The organism is Pirellulales bacterium, assembly GCA_035546535.1.
Taxonomy (GTDB): Bacteria; Planctomycetota; Planctomycetia; order Pirellulales; family JACPPG01; genus JACPPG01.
Map to the genome: position 1 here is coordinate 11,652 of DASZWQ010000109.1, position 16,400 is coordinate 28,051.

Genomic DNA, 16,400 nt, shown 5'->3' on the forward strand with positions numbered 1-16,400 from the left:
TGCGATCTGTTTACGATCGTGCGATGCGCCGAATAGCCTGTGTACAAGCTGTCGAACAGCCGTCGACAGCTGTTATCAAGTCCGCCTCGTCCTGTCGACGAATTACGCGTTGTTTCCTCTCTGCTCGTGACGCTCGTCGAGTCCCTCGATCCTGTCGACAGTTGCCGACGCGTTATCCACGCCCCCGTGCCCCCGACATCAATTTCTCCCTTCTGCACGGGTGGACCAGCCACCAGTGGCACCCGCGGACAGGGCGTAGTTTCAAAAAACCGCAAAAATCCCTAGTTGCGGGCGAGCGCGGATTGCAACTCGCTTACGGTCTGACGCACCTCCGCGTCGCGCGCGATCAACTCTTCCATCTTGCGGCAGCCGTGCAGAACCGTGGTATGGTCGCGGCCGCCAAAATACTTTCCGACCGCGCCCAATGTGTTGTCTGTCATTTGCCGGGCGAGGAACATCGCCACCGAGCGGGCCAGCGCAACGTTCTGCCGCCGCGACGGGCCACGTAAATCTCCCAATGGCAAGGCGTAATGCCGCGCCGTGCGCGTCGCGATGTCTCGTATCGTGGCCTGCCGCGCCGGCGCGCGTTTACGCAGCAACGTTTGAACGGCTTCTCGATCGATACGCGCCTTGCCGACGCTCGTGGCGAGTTCGACGAGCGAACCTGCCAATTCCGGCATGGTCCCTTCGACGCGTTCTGCCAGCAATCGCAGGGCGTCGTCAGCGATGGACAATTGCCGCTCGCGCGCCATCGTCGCCAGCGCGATGCCACGCGCCGCCAGGCCGGGCAGAGGTAATGCCACGCTCAAACCGGCCGACAATCGGCTCACCGCGCCAGGATGCAAGTGCGGAATCCGGCCCGGGAGCTGCCGCGCCGTAACGAGCAGACGGTTTCCTCCTTGCAAAAGCGCATCGATCGTGTGCAGCAATTCGATTTGCGCCGCCGACCGATCGGACAGCTCGTCCAGGTTGTCGAGCACGTACAAGGCCGCAAAACGGCGCTCCTCGCGCCAGGCAGGCACGCTGCGCGATTCCACCGCTTCGGCATAGGTCCGCGCGAAGTCCGCGCCCGTTTCGCATACGACCGAGCTGCTCGGATGTACCTGCGCAAAACGCTCGGCAATGCCGTGCGCTAAATGTGATTTTCCTACGCCCGTCGGACCGTGCAGGATGAGCGGGTTGTAGGAATCAGCGGGCGCAGTGAACAGATCCCCAACAGCGGTCACCAGAAGGGCGTTCTCCGGACCAGCGAGAAACCGGCTGCACCAGCCAGTTCCGTTCGCCCCGGTTTGATTTGACAGCGCCAGCGCGAAACTTCCTTCTGCCAGCGGTGTCACGAGGGCTCGGTCGGGCACGTTCTTGAGGCCTGTTTCCAGCTTGGAAATGGTGTGCCTAAAACAAGCCGTCAATGTACCAAATTTGCTCCCTCCCGGCGACCGCTTAAGGGGATTTTTCGCCCCAATTTTCCTGCCCGCAACTCGTTGCAAACCTTCAAGATGCGATCCGTCGCTTCGGCCATTTCGGCGGCCGTGGTCGTAGCCCCCAAACTGAACCGCAGCGCGCTGTCGAAAACGGTCCGCGAACACCCCATCGCCACCAGCGTCGGCGAGGGTTCGCTTGACCCACTGGCGCAGGCCGAACCGGTCGAACAACTGACCCCCGCCAGGTCGAGGGCCATGACCAGGGCCTGCCGGTCCAGGCCCGGGAATGAGACGTTGCTAACGTGCGGTAGCCGTGCCGCGGCGCCGCCGTTGACGATCAGCTCGGGCCAGCCGGCGCGCAGACGGGCTTCGAATTCATCGCGCAGGGACGCCAGGCGCGCCGCGTGTGCTTCTCGCTCACGCTGCCAACACGCAAGCGCCGCGTGCATGCCGGCCACCAGCGCGACCGGTTCCGTTCCGGGTCGTAGTCCAGCCTGCTGAAAACCGCCGTGGTGCAGCGGTTTTAGTACGAACTCATGTCGGACCAACAGCAAACCCACCCCCGTTGGACCGCCGAATTTATGGGCGCTAGCGCTCAAGGCGGCGACGCCCAGAGCGGCAATGTCGATCGGCAGCTTGCCGGCCGCCTGTACCGCGTCGGTGTGCAAGGGAATGCCACGGCTGGCGCAGATCTCGGCGGCGCGAGCCACCGGCTGCACCACCCCCGTTTCGTTATTGGCGAGCATCAGGCTGACCAACCGCGTGTCGGGACGCAGCAAATCGACCAGGGCCTCGACCTCGATCACGCCGGTTGCCGAGACGGGCAGCAGATCCACGACCCAGCCGCGATGCCGCAGCTCGTCAGCCGGGCCGGCCAGTGACGGATGTTCAATGGCCGACACGATCGCATGCGCCGGTTTGGGTCCCGCGAGACCCCATAGCGCCAGATTGTTCGACTCGGTGCCGCCGCTGGTGAAAATCACACGGTCCGCCGCCGTCGAGCCGGATCGGGCACCCAGGAATTCTGCGATCGCATCGCGGGAATCTTCGAGAATTTGCCGTGCCTTGCGCCCGGCCCAATGCGGGCTGGCCGGATTACCGAGGCGCGCTTCGTGAACGCGCGCCATAGCCTCGGCGGCCTGCGGCAGCAGGTGCGAAGTGGCATTATGGTCAAGATAGATTTGCTGTGTGCCCGGCGTCATTCAGCCATTATAGCCGCATGGAATCTCGAGCGTCTTTGGCGACAAACGAGCCAAGGCCCCGCTGTCCGCGTCCGCCGGGGGCGATAGCACCTGCGATTGCCATTGCCCCTGCCGGCCGGGCGGTTGTATCATCCGCCCGCTTTTCGGCGGTAACAGCACGCATTCCTGGGCACGGAAGAGACGTCTTGCGCGCGGCCCTTCCGGCCCGGAATGCAAGAATGTCGGCTGGAGAAGTCGGTCTGCCATGCAATCGTCGGCTGTCGTGACCCTTCGCGCACTGGTCATGCTGGTGTGTCTGGTGGCGGTGCCGCTGGCGGCCATCTTTGGCTCGTCGTTGCCGCAGGCCTTCAACTCCTTGGTGCAAGGACGTGGCTTGCCAAGCTTTACAGGCACGGCGCGTGCCACGGATGACGCGCGCAGCCGGGGTGGAGACGCCCCGATCTTTGCCTCCTCGCCCGAAACACCCCTGCGCGTTGAGCCAGCGTCGCCCGCGCAACGCATGGACAATACCGGGTCACTCTGGGCGCCGGGGGCCATCTCTTCGGCGACGGATCGGGCTGGGGCCGAAGTATCGCCGCGCGCCGAACCGTCCGGGCTGGCTGCTTCCGCCGCATCACAAAACCCTCTGCCGGTGCCTGCCGGACAAGCCGCGCCGCGCGATCCGCGCACCGCCAGCGAGGATTTTCAGCAGATCGAGCATCGTTTGCGCGAGCTGGGGGCTACGTACTACTTGCTGGAGACGTGGGGCAATGCGGGACAGATGTACCGCTTCCACTGCAAGGTTTCCGTGGCCGCCAACCCCAGCCAGATTCAGCACTTCGACGCCACCGACAGCGATCCGTTGCGGGCGATGCGCAAGGTGCAAGAGCAAGTCGAACAGTATCGCGCGAGCAACGTTCCCTAACGAACGTCGTGCCAGCCACCGCATTGAATTACGAAATTCAACGGCCTGGCCGAGAAGGGCTTGCCAGACGCCCTGCACTCGGCATATTTTGGCGGCTGCGACGCGAGGAAGTTGCATCCGAGGCGGGCTTTACGTTCCCATGTCCGCCCGCGGCCGCGTCTCCTCTTTACCGTGATTTGTAGCGCGCCGGAACAAGCTCCGGATCATGCGGGCGGTATTCGCTTCGCGCTAACAGGAAGCATGTTGCGAGAACCTGCCCCGCGCAGCCCCCAGATTTTGATGGCTTTCCCCCGACCTGCCGTTGGCTTGCTGTTGCGCAGCGTTGCGCTTCGCTATCAGCCGCGCACGCCGCGTGCTTGGCAAGACGCTCGGCCGCGGCCGGTACTGCCGTCGCGCCGCGGCCCGTCAACGGAACGTCCCGGCGCCGGAAGTTGTCGGCGCGACCCGGTGCTGGCCATGCTCGAGGCCGTGCTGCTCGTGGCCAACGAGCCGATGACCGCGCGGCGACTGTGCCAGGCCGCAGGGCTCGACGATCCTACGCAGGCGCGCACCTTGGTGCGGCGTCTGAGCGAGTGTTACGGGCGTGAGCAGTCCGCGTTTTCCGTCGAGGAAGTGGCCGGCGGTTGGCAGTTGATGACCCGCCCATCATTCGGGGGGTGGTTGCGAAAGCTCTACCCGACAGGCGCCATGACAAGGCTTTCCGCCCCGGCGATCGAGACCTTGGCCGTGGTGGCATACCGACAGCCGGTGGTGCGGGCGGAAGTGGAATCGATCCGCGGCGTGCAATGCGGCGAGATGCTGCGGCAGTTGATGGATCGCGATTTAGTGCGTATCGTCGGCAAATCGCATGACTTGGGGCGACCGTTTTTGTATGGTACCACTCCACGGTTCTTGCGAATCTTTGGACTACGGCACCTGGATGATTTGCCCCGGGCGCGAGAGTTGCGGCCGGCGGCAACCAGCTTGCCAACCAACACTGAAGTCATCTCCGGCCCGCGCCGGGATCAGGATTTACCCGGAACCATTCTTGACCTGAAAGAGGAGCATCAGTCGTGACGATTTCTCTGGAGCGTGAGTGGGAAGCCGACTGGCTGTCGTTGTCGGCCGCGGCGAGCGCGAGTGTGGTGCGCGCCGCCAAGAAGAAAGCCGATGAGGACGAAGACGAATTCGAAGAGGACGAGGATGAGGACGACGATGAAGACCTCGACGACGATGATGAAGACTTAGATGACGACGACGACTGGGAAGAAGTCGACGACGAAGACGATGAAGATTGGGAAGAGGACGAGGACGAGGACGAGGACGAAGAGGACGACGACTGGGACGACGATGATGAGGACGACGACGACGATGAAGAAGACGAGGACTGGGACGAGGACGAGTAGCGCGCCCTTATGAGTCTGGCAGCGCCGAGCATGATGCGCGGGGAGTCCTTCAATCCTTGAGTTGAAACAAACGTTTGAAGGCGTCCAACAGCGTGTGCGTCATGCCTTCGCTCGCCTCGTCGCGCAGGCTTTCCAGCGGCGGGTGCAGGAGCTTGTTGATCAGCCGGTCGAATGATTGTCGGATTTCTTGCTGCTCGCGATCGTCGAGATCCGGCAGCTTGTTGAGCAGGCGGCGCAATTCGTCGTGCGTCGTCTGCTGCCATCCTTGTTTCAGCCGCTTGATGATCGGCCCCGTGGCGCGATGATTCAAGTCGGCCATGAAGCGGGCCGTTTCCTGCTCGACAATGCGGATTGCTGCGGGCCATTCTTTTTCGCGCTCGCGCCGATTGCGGTCGCAAGCCTCGCGCAGGTCGTCGATCGAGTACAGGTAGACTCCCAGGCATTCGCCAACCGCCGCCTCGAAATCGCGCGGCATGGCCAGGTCGAGAATGAAGAGCGGGCGTTGAAACCGCGCGGCTTCAACCGGCGCAAACGATTGCCGCGTGACAATCGGCTCGGTGGCGGCCGTGGTGCTGATCACGAGATCCGCTGCGGTCAGCTCCGTGTTCAGATCTTCCCACCGAGCGGCCCGGCCTTGCCAGGCCCGGGCCAAGATCTCGGCCCGCTCGAAATTGCGATTCAGCACGTGTACGTCACGTGCCCCTTCGTCTTGCAGATAGCGCAGCGTCTCTTCGGCCATTTCGCCCGCCCCGAGCACCAGCACCCGCTTGTCGTCGAAACGCTCGAAAATTTGCTTGGCGAAGTCGGCGATGGCGACGCTGGGAATGCTCACGCGCTTTTCGTTGATCGACGTTTCGTTGGTTACGCGCTTGGCCACGCGCAGGGCCGCCTGAAAAACCTGGTTCGTGAGCGGACCGGTACTGTCGCGCTCGCACGCCAGCTCGTACGCCTGTTTGATCTGCGCCACGATGTGCGGCTCGCCGACCACCATGCTGTCGAGACTGGCGGCGACGTGGAACAAGTGCCGCACGACGTCTTCGCCGGTGCGCTCGAAAAGATCATCGAAGATGTCGGACAGATTCAGGCCATGAAAATCGGCCAGGAATTCGGCCACTTCCTGGTGCGTCGGCACGCCGGCCGGCGCATCGCAGGCGGTGTAGATTTCGACCCGATTACAGGTCGACAGCACGACCGCCTCGGCCGCAGGAAAGCGCTGCCGCAGATTCGCCAGCGCCGATCGCGCCTGCTCGGCGCTAAACGCCAGCCGCCCGCGCTTCTCGACCGAGGAGGTGTGATGGCTGAGCCCACAGATCTGGTACTTCATGCGGAAGCCTCCGCATGAACGTCCAGCGCAACCACTTCCTCTCCCTTCCGGGGAGAAAGAACTCGCTCCAATCCCTCTCCCTTCCAGGGAGAGGGCAGGGTGAGGGTCGAGTCGTAAGCCGCCAGAGATGCATCACTTGCCAAACCGCGGCGGAACGAACCTAGCCAAGATTCAACGTCGTTCGGCCCTGAACGCGTTACCCTCCCCTGGCCCCTCCCTGACAGGGAGGGGGATAAGAGATGAGATGCCGCCAACATTTGCAAGTGCGCTGTGTGGCGTTTTGCGCTATCGGCGCATGCGCTTAGAGAAAGAACTCGCTCGAATCCCTCTCCCTTCCAGGGAGATGGCAGGGTGAGGGTCGAGTCGCCAGCCGCCAGAGATGCATCACTTGCCAAAGCGCGGCGGAACGAACCTGGCCAAGATTCAACGTCGTTCGGCCCTGAACGCGTCACCCTCCCCTGGCCCCTCCCTGACAGGGAGGGGGATAAGAGATGAGATGCCGCCAACATTTGCAAGTACGCTGTGTGGCGTTTTGCGCTATCGGCGCATGCGCTTAGAGAAAGAACTCGCTCGAATCCCTCTCCCTTCCAGGGAGAGGGCAGGATGAGGGTCGAGTCGTAAGCCGCCAGAGATGCATCACTCGCCAAACCGCGGCGGAACGAACCTAGCCAAGATTCAACGTCGTTCGGCCCTGAACGCGTTACCCTCCCCTGGCCCCACCCTGACAGGGAGGGGGAATCCATTCGCGGCGCGGCTTCGCGGGCGGGCGAATGTGCGCTCGGCAGAAACAAGCGCAGGCCCAGCGCTAGCACCAGGAACAAAAAGCTCGCCACCGTGAGGTACGCGACTTTGCGTCCCTGCCGCGCCGGTTTGTAGATCATGCCGAAGACGGCCGCCGTTGCCAGCCACGCCAAGAGCAGGCTCGACGTCCAGATCACCGGATCGTTCCACGGCAATTCGTCGACTTCGAGCCGATGATTCACAAGGTTCAGAACCGTGCCGGAGAGAAATCCCGCGGCCAGCATCAATGCCGAGATAACGATCGCGCGGCTGTTGATGTGGTCGAGCCATTCCAGGTTCGGCAGGCGAAAGCCCTGCGGAGCGAGCTGTTTATGCTTCAGCCGGTACGATTGCAGCAAATACATCACGCCGGCCACAAAGCCGACCATTACGGCCACGGTGCCCAGCAGGATGAACACACCGTGGATCGCGCCCCAGATTTGCGAGGCGCGCGTCTCGGCGAACGGTTCATGACTGGCGAAGAACTGTGCGATGCCGACAAGCGCCAGGACGAGCGGCAGAATGAACAAGCCTACCGCAGTGCGCGGATGATAGAACGTCAGGTACAGATACGTGGCCGCCAGAACCCAGGCCGCCACGAGAAACCAATCGAAGGGGCTGGAAATCGGCGTGCTCGTCGCCGTGGCCGCTCGGTAGCCGAGAAACAGCGTATGTGCGAGCAAGCCGGCCGCGGCGAACGCGATCAGTAACGCCCCGCGGATGCCGCTACGGAACCAGAGCCGCGACAACTCGAGCGCGAAGGCCACGGCATAGCTGGCCCCGAAACAAAGTGTGCTGATTCCCGCGAGCATTGCGCCGGATACCGGTGGGAACGTTGGGGGGAGTGGCCGCGCGGTTGGCGCTTCGGGCTGGAGCGGCGGCCCGACAGACACCCCTCAGGCCGAAAAGACCGCCCCCGCGAGCGTTGCAGTAACTGTATATTCCAGGCTACGTTTCGGCGGTTCGGATGTCCACCCGCCGAAAGTGGCTTCGCGGCATGTTTTTGCGGCGAAAAAAGTGTACCTAAGCCCTCTGCGGCTGAGGACTTCGGGAGGCGACTGCTGGTCGCTCGGCGGTGCCTGTCTCGCGAGGCGCTAGCGTCAGTCGCACCGGGCCGGCCGGGTGCAGCGACACTTGCGCGACCGGGGTCGGCTCTCCCTGCCCGGGGGCCAGCGACAGCCGATACTTTTGCAAAATCGTGGCGACGATCAGTGTGGCTTCGATCATCGCCATGGCCCGGCCGATGCACGCCCGCGGCCCGGCGCCAAACGGCACGAAGGCGCCCGGCGGTAGCCGCTCTTCACCCCCGTCCGCGAAACGTGCGGGGAGGAATTCCTCCGGCGCCGGGAACCAGCGCGGATCGTGATAGATGGCGTACAGGAGCAGATGGATCTGGCTCCCCGGCGGGATCCGGTAGCCGCCGATTTCGACCTCTTCGACCGCTTCGCGCGCGGTGAAGTACACGGCCGGGTAGAGGCGCATCGCTTCCTTGATCGCGCAATCGACAGCCGCCAGGCGCGGCACATCGGCTGCCGTGGCGAGTCGATCGCCGAGCACATCGCGCACAGCCGTTGCGGTTTGCTCTTGAACCTGCGGGTGGCGCGCGAGCAAGTACAGCGTCCAGACGAGTGTGGTGGCCGTGGTCTCGTGCCCCGCCAGAAGCAGCGTCATGGCCTCGTCGCGCACTTGCTGATGGCTCATCCCCCGGCCGTCTCCTTCGTGATCGACCGACAAGAGGAGCATCGACAACAGATCGCCGCGATCTTCGCCCGTCGCGCGATGCTGGCGAATGATATCGTCGAGCAGATGGTTCATGTATCGGATCGCCGCCCGCATGCGTCGCTTCGAGGCCAGCGGCATCCAGTCGGGCATCGGCACCAGCCGGCCAAACTCGATGAGCGCGGCATCTTGCAAGTCTTGCACCGCGTCGCGAATGCCGGCGTGATCGTCGGCGGTAAAACCGAACAGCGTCTTGCAAACGACGTCGAGCGTCGCGCGATGCATCTGGTCGACGACGTCGATTTCGGACCGCGTCTGCCAGCGCGCAACCATTTCGCTGGCCAGCTGCGACATGACCGCGGCGTACCCTTCGACGCGGCGCGGCTGAAAAGCTTGCTGCACCAACCGCCGCTGGCGGACCCACAGATCGCCTTCGCTTAACAAGAGTCCCTCGCCGTCCCACCGGCCAAACACTTCTTTCAGCCGGCGCGGCTTGTGCAGCTTTTTCGCCTGCTTCACGAGAACTTCCTGGACCCGGTCAGGATGAATGAACTGAAAAAACCGCACCGGCCCGATGCGGAAATAGGCGGCGTCGCCGTAGCGCCGCGCCAAGTCCATGCTGAAACCAAACACGTCGCGCTGCATCGCGCGGGCTAAGTGGAAACCGAATAGCGATCGCGGGCCGGGAGGATGAGTCGTCGTCATGGGATCACCTTAAAACGGTTTGAGCTACCAGCCCGAAGCCCCAGCGAGGGTGATGGCCGCAAGAGATTTCAGTCCCTTGCTGGCGCTTCGGGCTAGTGTGGTGACGGGCTATGGCACTCACTTGTTCTGCGGGTCCTTATGAGGAGACGGACGGGCTAGTTTTTCGCAACGGTCGCGCAGGCCGGCATTTTCCGTGGCCATCGCCTTTTGTGCTCCGCCACGTACCAAAGGACCCAAAACGAGGGCCGGCCAGCCCGAGATTTCCAACTGCAGAAGGCTCGTGCATCCGCTCGTGGCGGGAATGACTTCATGCGTCGCGGTCATGTCCATGCCGCTGATGCGAGTTTGCCAGGTGAAGCGACGGCCTGCTTCCAGCGCGGTAACAGTCCAAATCGCTTCACGAAATTGCGGCTGCTTGACGCGCGCCTGGCTGCCCACGCGGAATGGCCCGCTGTCGATGCGTTCGACGCGCTGCATCGTCGGCGTCCATTCAGGCCAGCGCTCGACGTCGATCGTGACCGCCCATACCACCTCCCAGGGAGCCGCGATCGCGAGCGAATGTTCCAGGTGCATTGTCGTTCCTCTCGACCCTTGTGGGCTGGGTTTCCTAATCCCTCGGTCGCGTCATTTAGGATCACGCTTTTTGGTCGCGCTCTTACGGCGTTGGGGCGTCGTCTGTTTCTCAGCTTTTGCCGGCGGGGTTCGAACGGGGGTTGCGCGGCGACCGTTCTTGCGTGCCGGATGGGCAGCGTGGTTCGCCGCGGGGCTTTCGCACGTCAACCCGGCGGTGCAAAACGCCACCCATTCGTCGATGAGCTGCGCCACCGGCAAGGGCTCGATCTGGCCGCTGGCCGTCACTTCGCGATCGGTGCGCTTGGCCATCGTGAAGAGCATCGCCCCCCAGGTGAACTGCACGCGGGTCCAACCCTCGCGATCGCCGATCTCCTGCGGCACGGCCTTGCGCAGCGCGGCGCCGAAGCGCCAGACCAGCTCCACGAACAGCGAATAGAAGAACATCCGCAGCTTTTCGTCGGGCGTGACGTCGATGTGGGCCAAGAGCCAGCCCAGGTGCGGCTGCTCGTCGACCAGCTCGAACACCGGCGCCACGAAAGCCCGCAGAATGTCGGGCAGTTGCGGCGCGCCGCCGGCGGCCGCTTCGACTTCGTCCAGCCGGCGCAAGCGCTCGGCGTTCATCGGCAGCACACGGCGCTTGATCACGGCGCGGACCAGCTCTTCGCGGTTGCCGAAGTGGTAGTGGACCGCCGCCAGGTTGACCTTGGCCTCGTCGACCAGGGCGCGAATGCCGACCGCGTCGATCCCGCGGGCCGCGAACAGCCGTTCGGCCGTGTCCAGGATATGGGTGCGGGTATCGGAAGGCGTGGGCATGGGTTCCGCGGGCAACCTGGAAAAAAAGGTCCTTGCGGATGGGCCGCGTCCAACCATTCAAACGTTCGTTTGAATGCATGATACGAGGGACGCTCGCCAGAGACAAGGGCGCCAACCGGGCGTAGCTGAGAACAGACCGCGCGGCGCCGAGAGCAGGCCGCGCCGCTCGCCGCCGCAACGGCGCTTCGTTACAACGGGATTCGCGTGTCACGCCTCGAAGTACCAGCGAAGGATCTGCATGCCCGCCATCTTCGAACATCCGCTCGTCGTCACGTCCGAGCACATCGATCGACTAGGTCACGTGAACAACCTGGAATACCTGCGCTGGGCGCTCGCGGCGGCACTTGCGCATTCGGCCGCCCAAGGATGGCCGGCGGAAAAGTACGAGCAGTTGGGAGCCGGCTTTGTCGTCCGCTCGCACGAAATCAAGTACCTGCAATCCGCTTTCGCCGGTGATGAAGTGGTGGTGCGCACCTGGGTCGCGGATTTTCGCCGCCTTTCCTGCCTGCGGCGCTACAAGATCATCCGCCGCCAGGACGAAGCCGTGCTGGCTACCGCGGCCACGGAATGGGCGTTCGTGAAGCTCGATTCGTTTTCGCTGGCGCGCATTCCGCCCGAGGTCGCCACGGCTTTTGAAATCGTGCGCGATGAAGAGGATGCACCACGGAGGCACGGAGGCACGGAGAAGAATTGATGAATGCAGAATGAAATGATGAATGAAATGACGAACGCGGGCGGAGGTCCCATGGCAGCCGCCTAAAGCCGTCATCCTGCATTCGTCATTTCGTATTTCCTCCGTGCCTCCGTGTCTCCGTGGTGAGTTACCTGCCTTTCTCTTTCGCTGGTGTTTTCACGCCAAGCAAGAGCGCCGCAGCAAGCATGGCCAGTGCGGCGCCGGTGCTGAAGGCCGTTAGCGCCCCGTAGTCTTTGTACAAGTAACCGAACAGCACGCTGGCCGGCATGGCCGCGACGCCGATCGCGAAGTTGTACCAGCCGTAGGCCAGTCCTTTGCGCTCGCCGGGCACCAGCTCGGCGACCAGCGTTTTCTCAGGCGGCTCGGTCAGCGCGTAAAACAGGGCGTACGACATGAACAGGGCCCAGGCGTGCCAGGCCTCGGTCGCCAGCGCGAATCCGAAATAGACAGCCGCATAGGCGGCCCAGCCGGCAACGATCAGGCGCCGTGCGCCCAAGCGCTCGACCAGCCGGCCGACGATCATGTTGCCGGCGCTTTTGGCGACGTGGAACGTAAACCACATGATCGGCAGCAGCTCTTCGCGCACGCCGAGCTGCCCGGCACGCGACAGCAAAAACAGATCGCTCGAATTCCCCAGCGTGAAGACGGCCAGCGAAACGAGGTACAGCCGAAAGTTGCCGCTCAACGGCGCCAGCGACCAGATAAACGGCTGCGCTGTACCGGCGGCGTGCTTGGGCTCGCGGAGGCCAAAAACCAGAATCGCCACCACGATCAGGCCGGGGATGATCGTCAGCAGAAAGAGTGTCTGCAAGTGATCGGGCCACCACCATAAAAACAGCGTCGCCAGCACCGGCCCGATCGCCGCCCCCAAGTGATCCATCGCCCGATGAAAGCCAAAGGCCCAACCTCGCTGCGCTGGCGGAGTGCTTTCAGCGATGACCGCATCACGGGCGCTGGTGCGGATGCCTTTGCCCAGCCGGTCGCCGACGCGGCAGGCCAGCACTTGCCACGGCAGCACGACCAGGCCCAACAGCGGTCGCGCGGCAGCGGCCATCGAGTAGCCGGCGACGATCCAACTTTTACGCCGGCCGGTACGATCGGACCAACTACCGGCAAAGAGCTTCAAGATGCTGGAGATGGCTTCGGCGATCCCCTCGATTACGCCGATCGCCAGCGCCACTTGCTCGTAGCTGGCAGCCATGATGCCACGCAGCAAATCGGGGAGCAGCGGATAAATCATCTCGCTGGCAATGTCGTTGACCAGGCTCGTCAGGCCCAGCAGCTTGACGTTGGCGGGCAGCTTCCGCGTGTCAGCGGTTGAAGGCGTGTCGTGTTGCTCCTCGTCACTCAAGATAGATCCTTCGTTACCGCATTTTCTCCAGCAATGCGCCGGTTCGCTCGCGCGGTGTAGAAACCCCTCTCCCTCTCAGGAAGAGGGTTGGGTGAGGGTCGTGGGTTTGCGAATCGAGAGCGTAAATCTGATTTTCTCGTGCGCTTGAGAGTGGAAACCGTGATTGCGAGTAAGCGCCTAACCCTCCCCCGGCCCCTCCCTGGCAGGGAGGGGAGTTTACTGAGCGCCGCCACGCCTCGCAAACGCAGCCGCAACGCCCAGTCAACTAACAATGGGCCGATTCGCTCGCGCGGACGCCGATCACGGCCAGGCTGCGCCGTGCGACGTCGAACGCTGCTTGCGGATGTCCAATGGCCTTGGCGGCGGCGCGCAAGCGTGCCAGCCGGTCGGGATTGCTCAATAGATCGTTCACTTTGGCCGTGAGTGTGCAGACGTGGTTCACCTTCACACCGGCACCGCTCTCCAACAAGTAATCGCTGTTGCGGCTCTCCTGGCCAGGGATCGGATTGACGATCACCATCGGCAGGCCGCGGGCCAGGCATTCCGAGGTCGTCAAACCGCCCGGTTTCGAGACGACCAGGTCCGCGCAGCCCATCAGTTGATCGACCTCCTTGGTGAAGCCGAGAATTCTCACGCGGTGCCGATCGGTCGTGGAAATCTTCTCCAGGGCTTCTTTCAATTCCTCGTTGCGGCCGCACACGACCACGATCTGGGCCGGCTTCTCCACGGCCAGCAAGCTGCGAAACACGGCTTCGACCGGGCCCACGCCAAAACCGCCACACAGTTGCAGGAGCACAGGACGGTCGCCGCTCAGACCCTGTTGCGCGAGACATCGCGCGCGGTCGGCCGGTTCGGCAAAGACTGGATGAATAGGAATGCCGGTGACGTCGATATCGGCGGCCGGCACACCGAAGTGTTGCAAGTGCAGCGAGCCCTCTTCGGTGGCGCAGAAGTAGCGATCGGTCGGCTGATTGACCCATAGCCGATGCGTGTCGAAATCGGTGCAGACCGTGACATGAGGCACGTTCAGCTTCCCGCTGGCGCGTAATTTCGAAATCAGCTCAGCCGGCAGGAAGTGGGTGTTGATCACCAGGTCCCATTGCTCATCGTGCAAGAAGCGCTCGAACGAGAGCAGGTTCAGCTTTTGTGCGGCCTGGCGCAGCTTGTCGCGCGTGCGGGGGCGGATTTCGCCGTCTCCTTCCAGCCAATCGTAGAAGTAGCCGACGAAGTGCGGAAAGTTGTTCACCAGGTCCAGGTACGCTTTGGCGTACACGCGGCGAAAGACGGCGTTCGTGAAATCGAGAACGTCGCGATTTTGAACCTCGATTTCCGGCGCGATTTGCCGCAGGGCCAGCTCGACGGCTTCAGCCGCGCGCAGGTGCCCCGCCCCGACCGAGGCCGAGAGAACGACGACGCGTGTCATGTGACGGATCTCCTGCCCGAGCTAGGAACGACGCTCACCGCAGCGCGGTTAAGTGTAACGGCGCGGCCGCGGCGCGGGAAACGAGCCGGGTCGTTGAAGACATGCTTCTCCGCCCGTGGCGGACAGGCAAGGCACGCCGAGGACCGCCGAAAACGCATTATTAGCGCGATCTGAGAGCCGCAGATTCGCGCGCCGCTGGGCACTTATCACTTCGCGCTCAGTGCCGGCGACTTACGCTCGTTGCCGCGCGGCCCGTTTGCGGTCGGTCTCCAAGAGCAGAATCTTCCGCAGCCGCACGATCGACGGCGTGACTTCGACCAGTTCGTCATCTTCGATGTATTCGAGCGCTTCTTCCAGCGACAACACGCGCGGCGGCTTGAGGATGATGTTGCGGTCGCTCCCCGATGCCCGCATGTTGGTCAGCTTCTTTTCCTTGGTCGGGTTGACCGGCATGTCGCCGGTGCGGCTGTTTTCGCCGACGATCATCCCTTCGTAGACTTCTTCGCCCGGCGCGATGAACATCTCGGCCCGCTCCTGCAGCCCGTCGAGACCGAAGGCCACGGCCTTGCCCGGCGACATCGAGACGAGCACGCCGTTGGCCCGGCCCGGCACGTCGCCCGACGTGGGACGATAAGCCTCGAAGCGGTGGTGCATCACGGCCGTTCCCTGCGTGGCGTTCAAGAGGCGCGTCCGCAATCCGATCAAGCCACGGGCCGGGATCGAGAACGTGGCGTGCGACAACTCGCCGCGCGTCCCCATCTCGACCAACTGACCGCGTCGCGCGCCGACCAGCTCCATCACCGGCCCCAGCCGGTCGGGCGGAACTTCGACAACCAACGATTCGTACGGTTCTTCCAGCACGCCATTGCGCTGTCGGGTAATGACGCGTGGCTTGCCGATCGACATCTCGAAGCCTTCGCGGCGCATGGTTTCGATCAACACCGACAGGTGCAAAAGCCCGCGACCGCTGACGGCAAACGCGTCGGATCCTTCGACCGGGCGGACGCGCAGGGCAACGTTGCGTTCCAGCTCTTTCATCAGCCGATCGCGCAGGTGCCGGCTCGTAAGATAGCGCCCTTCGCGGCCGGCCAAGGGGGAGCTGTTCACCGAAAAGATCATTTCCAAGGTCGGCTGATCGACCTCGACGCGCGGCATCGACTTGCGCTCGATCGGATCGCTGATCGTGTCGCCGATCTCGACTTGTTCGAGGCCCACAACGGCCACGATGTCGCCCGCCGCGGCTTCTTCGACCTCGACGCGACCCAGGTTGCTGAAGACGTGCAGTCCGACGACCTTGCCATTGACGGAGCTATCGCCCGATTGCATGAGGGCAACCTGCTGGCCGCGCTTGATGCCACCGGAGTAAATCCGCCCGACGGCGATGCGGCCTACATACTCGGACCAGTCGAGCGTGGTGACCAGCATCTGTAGCGGCGCCTTCTCGTCGATCTCTGGACCGGGAACCTGGTCCAGCACCATGTCCAAAAGCGGCTTCATCGTTTCGCCGCGCTCGCCGGGCTCGGCCGTGGCGTAGCCGTCGCGGGCGCTGGTGAAGATGTACGGAAAATCCGCCAGCTCGTCGTCGGCGCCCAGCTCCAGAAATAGCTCAAACGTTTCGTCCAGCACCTCGCGCGGGCGGGCGTCGGGGCGATCGACCTTGTTGACCACCACGACCGGCTTGAGACGGAACTCGAGGGCCTTCGATAGCACGAAGCGCGTCTGCGGCATCGGTCCTTCGGCCGCGTCGACCAGCACCAGCGCCCCGTCGGCCATCCGCAGTACGCGCTCCACTTCGCCGCCGAAGTCGGCGTGCCCCGGTGTATCGATCAAGTTGATCTTCACGCCCTGGTAGGGAATGGCGATGTTCTTGGCCAGGATCGTGATGCCGCGTTCGCGCTCCAGCTCGTTCGAGTCGAGGATGCGTTCGCCCACGAGTTGGCTGGCGCGGAACTCGCCGCTCTGCCGCAGCAAGCAGTCGACGAGGGTCGTCTTGCCGTGGTCGACGTGGGCGATGATGGCGATATTGCGAATGTCGTTGCGTCGCATGGGTCTCGTCTGCCGGATAGGACCGGCTTAGGGAGCGGGACGGCCGGATGCATCAGCCGC

14 protein-coding genes are annotated in these 16,400 nt (G+C 63.5%); 4 read left to right on the forward strand and 10 right to left on the reverse strand.

Annotation, left to right across the window (positions count from 1 at the left end):
• Positions 1–281: 281 nt before the first annotated feature.
• Together VHD36_13485 and VHD36_13490 are read right to left on the reverse strand one after the other, a co-directional pair.
• Complete coding sequence (locus VHD36_13485) at positions 282–1,355, reverse strand: DnaA/Hda family protein (protein HVU88327.1); 1,074 nt, start codon at positions 1,353–1,355, stop codon at positions 282–284.
• 50 nt (positions 1,356–1,405) lie between these two features.
• The gene (locus tag VHD36_13490; GenBank protein ID HVU88328.1) at positions 1,406–2,623 is read right to left on the reverse strand and encodes a cysteine desulfurase family protein; all 1,218 of its coding nucleotides are present in this window, start codon (positions 2,621–2,623) and stop codon (positions 1,406–1,408) included.
• A gap of 244 nt (positions 2,624–2,867) precedes the next feature.
• Here VHD36_13490 and VHD36_13495 point away from each other — a divergent pair, with 244 nt between their 5' ends.
• The 3 genes from VHD36_13495 (at position 2,868) to VHD36_13505 (ending at position 4,912) form a co-directional block, all read left to right on the forward strand.
• The gene (locus VHD36_13495; GenBank protein ID HVU88329.1) at positions 2,868–3,527 is read left to right on the forward strand and encodes a hypothetical protein; all 660 of its coding nucleotides are present in this window, start codon (positions 2,868–2,870) and stop codon (positions 3,525–3,527) included.
• A gap of 240 nt (positions 3,528–3,767) precedes the next feature.
• Complete coding sequence (scpB, locus tag VHD36_13500; protein HVU88330.1) at positions 3,768–4,583, forward strand: SMC-Scp complex subunit ScpB; 816 nt, start codon at positions 3,768–3,770, stop codon at positions 4,581–4,583.
• Positions 4,580–4,912 carry a hypothetical protein gene (locus tag VHD36_13505; GenBank protein ID HVU88331.1) on the forward strand — a complete coding sequence of 111 codons (333 nt, stop codon included), beginning with the start codon at positions 4,580–4,582 and terminating at the stop codon, positions 4,910–4,912. Before scpB ends, VHD36_13505 begins: the two co-directional genes overlap by 4 nt.
• Before the next feature lie 49 nt (positions 4,913–4,961).
• On the opposite strand, the gene hemA is transcribed toward VHD36_13505, so the two are convergent.
• The 5 genes from hemA to VHD36_13530 form a co-directional block, all read right to left on the reverse strand.
• Entirely contained in the window at positions 4,962–6,236 is a 1,275-nt protein-coding gene (hemA, locus tag VHD36_13510; GenBank protein ID HVU88332.1) for a glutamyl-tRNA reductase, read from the reverse strand.
• Positions 6,233–7,828: a cytochrome c biogenesis protein CcsA gene (gene ccsA, locus VHD36_13515; protein ID HVU88333.1), complete on the reverse strand. Its 1,596-nt coding sequence runs from the start codon at positions 7,826–7,828 to the stop codon at positions 6,233–6,235. Before ccsA ends, hemA begins: the two co-directional genes overlap by 4 nt.
• 211 nt (positions 7,829–8,039) lie before the next feature.
• Positions 8,040–9,440: a cytochrome P450 gene (locus VHD36_13520; GenBank protein ID HVU88334.1), complete on the reverse strand. Its 1,401-nt coding sequence runs from the start codon at positions 9,438–9,440 to the stop codon at positions 8,040–8,042.
• A gap of 117 nt (positions 9,441–9,557) precedes the next feature.
• Complete coding sequence (locus VHD36_13525) at positions 9,558–10,013, reverse strand: SRPBCC family protein (GenBank protein ID HVU88335.1); 456 nt, start codon at positions 10,011–10,013, stop codon at positions 9,558–9,560.
• A gap of 51 nt (positions 10,014–10,064) precedes the next feature.
• Positions 10,065–10,826, reverse strand: coding sequence for a TetR/AcrR family transcriptional regulator (locus tag VHD36_13530; GenBank protein ID HVU88336.1), 762 nt, complete (start codon positions 10,824–10,826; stop codon positions 10,065–10,067).
• Between the two features lie 238 nt (positions 10,827–11,064).
• Here VHD36_13530 and VHD36_13535 point away from each other — a divergent pair, with 238 nt between their 5' ends.
• Positions 11,065–11,520, forward strand: coding sequence for a thioesterase family protein (locus VHD36_13535; protein HVU88337.1), 456 nt, complete (start codon positions 11,065–11,067; stop codon positions 11,518–11,520).
• Positions 11,521–11,647: 127 nt separating this feature from the next.
• On the opposite strand, the gene VHD36_13540 is transcribed toward VHD36_13535, so the two are convergent.
• The 3 genes from VHD36_13540 to typA form a co-directional block, all read right to left on the reverse strand.
• Positions 11,648–12,871, reverse strand: coding sequence for an MFS transporter (locus VHD36_13540; protein ID HVU88338.1), 1,224 nt, complete (start codon positions 12,869–12,871; stop codon positions 11,648–11,650).
• 265 nt (positions 12,872–13,136) lie between these two features.
• Positions 13,137–14,294, reverse strand: a complete 1,158-nt coding sequence (locus tag VHD36_13545; GenBank protein ID HVU88339.1) for a glycosyltransferase — start codon at positions 14,292–14,294, stop codon at positions 13,137–13,139.
• 231 nt (positions 14,295–14,525) lie between these two features.
• Positions 14,526–16,340, reverse strand: coding sequence for a translational GTPase TypA (gene typA, locus VHD36_13550; GenBank protein HVU88340.1), 1,815 nt, complete (start codon positions 16,338–16,340; stop codon positions 14,526–14,528).
• Positions 16,341–16,400 lie beyond the last annotated feature (60 nt).

Coding starts and splice junctions, on each gene's coding strand:
- VHD36_13490 (HVU88328.1), bottom strand. CDS start 2,623: ATGACGCCGGGCACACAGCAAATCTATCTTGACCATAATGCCACTTCG.
- VHD36_13495 (HVU88329.1), top strand. CDS start 2,868: ATGCAATCGTCGGCTGTCGTGACCCTTCGCGCACTGGTCATGCTGGTG.
- scpB (HVU88330.1), top strand. CDS start 3,768: ATGTTGCGAGAACCTGCCCCGCGCAGCCCCCAGATTTTGATGGCTTTC.
- hemA (HVU88332.1), bottom strand. CDS start 6,236: ATGAAGTACCAGATCTGTGGGCTCAGCCATCACACCTCCTCGGTCGAG.
- ccsA (HVU88333.1), bottom strand. CDS start 7,828: ATGCTCGCGGGAATCAGCACACTTTGTTTCGGGGCCAGCTATGCCGTG.
- VHD36_13520 (HVU88334.1), bottom strand. CDS start 9,440: ATGACGACGACTCATCCTCCCGGCCCGCGATCGCTATTCGGTTTCCAC.
- VHD36_13525 (HVU88335.1), bottom strand. CDS start 10,013: ATGCACCTGGAACATTCGCTCGCGATCGCGGCTCCCTGGGAGGTGGTA.
- VHD36_13530 (HVU88336.1), bottom strand. CDS start 10,826: ATGCCCACGCCTTCCGATACCCGCACCCATATCCTGGACACGGCCGAA.
- VHD36_13535 (HVU88337.1), top strand. CDS start 11,065: ATGCCCGCCATCTTCGAACATCCGCTCGTCGTCACGTCCGAGCACATC.
- VHD36_13545 (HVU88339.1), bottom strand. CDS start 14,294: ATGACACGCGTCGTCGTTCTCTCGGCCTCGGTCGGGGCGGGGCACCTG.
- typA (HVU88340.1), bottom strand. CDS start 16,340: ATGCGACGCAACGACATTCGCAATATCGCCATCATCGCCCACGTCGAC.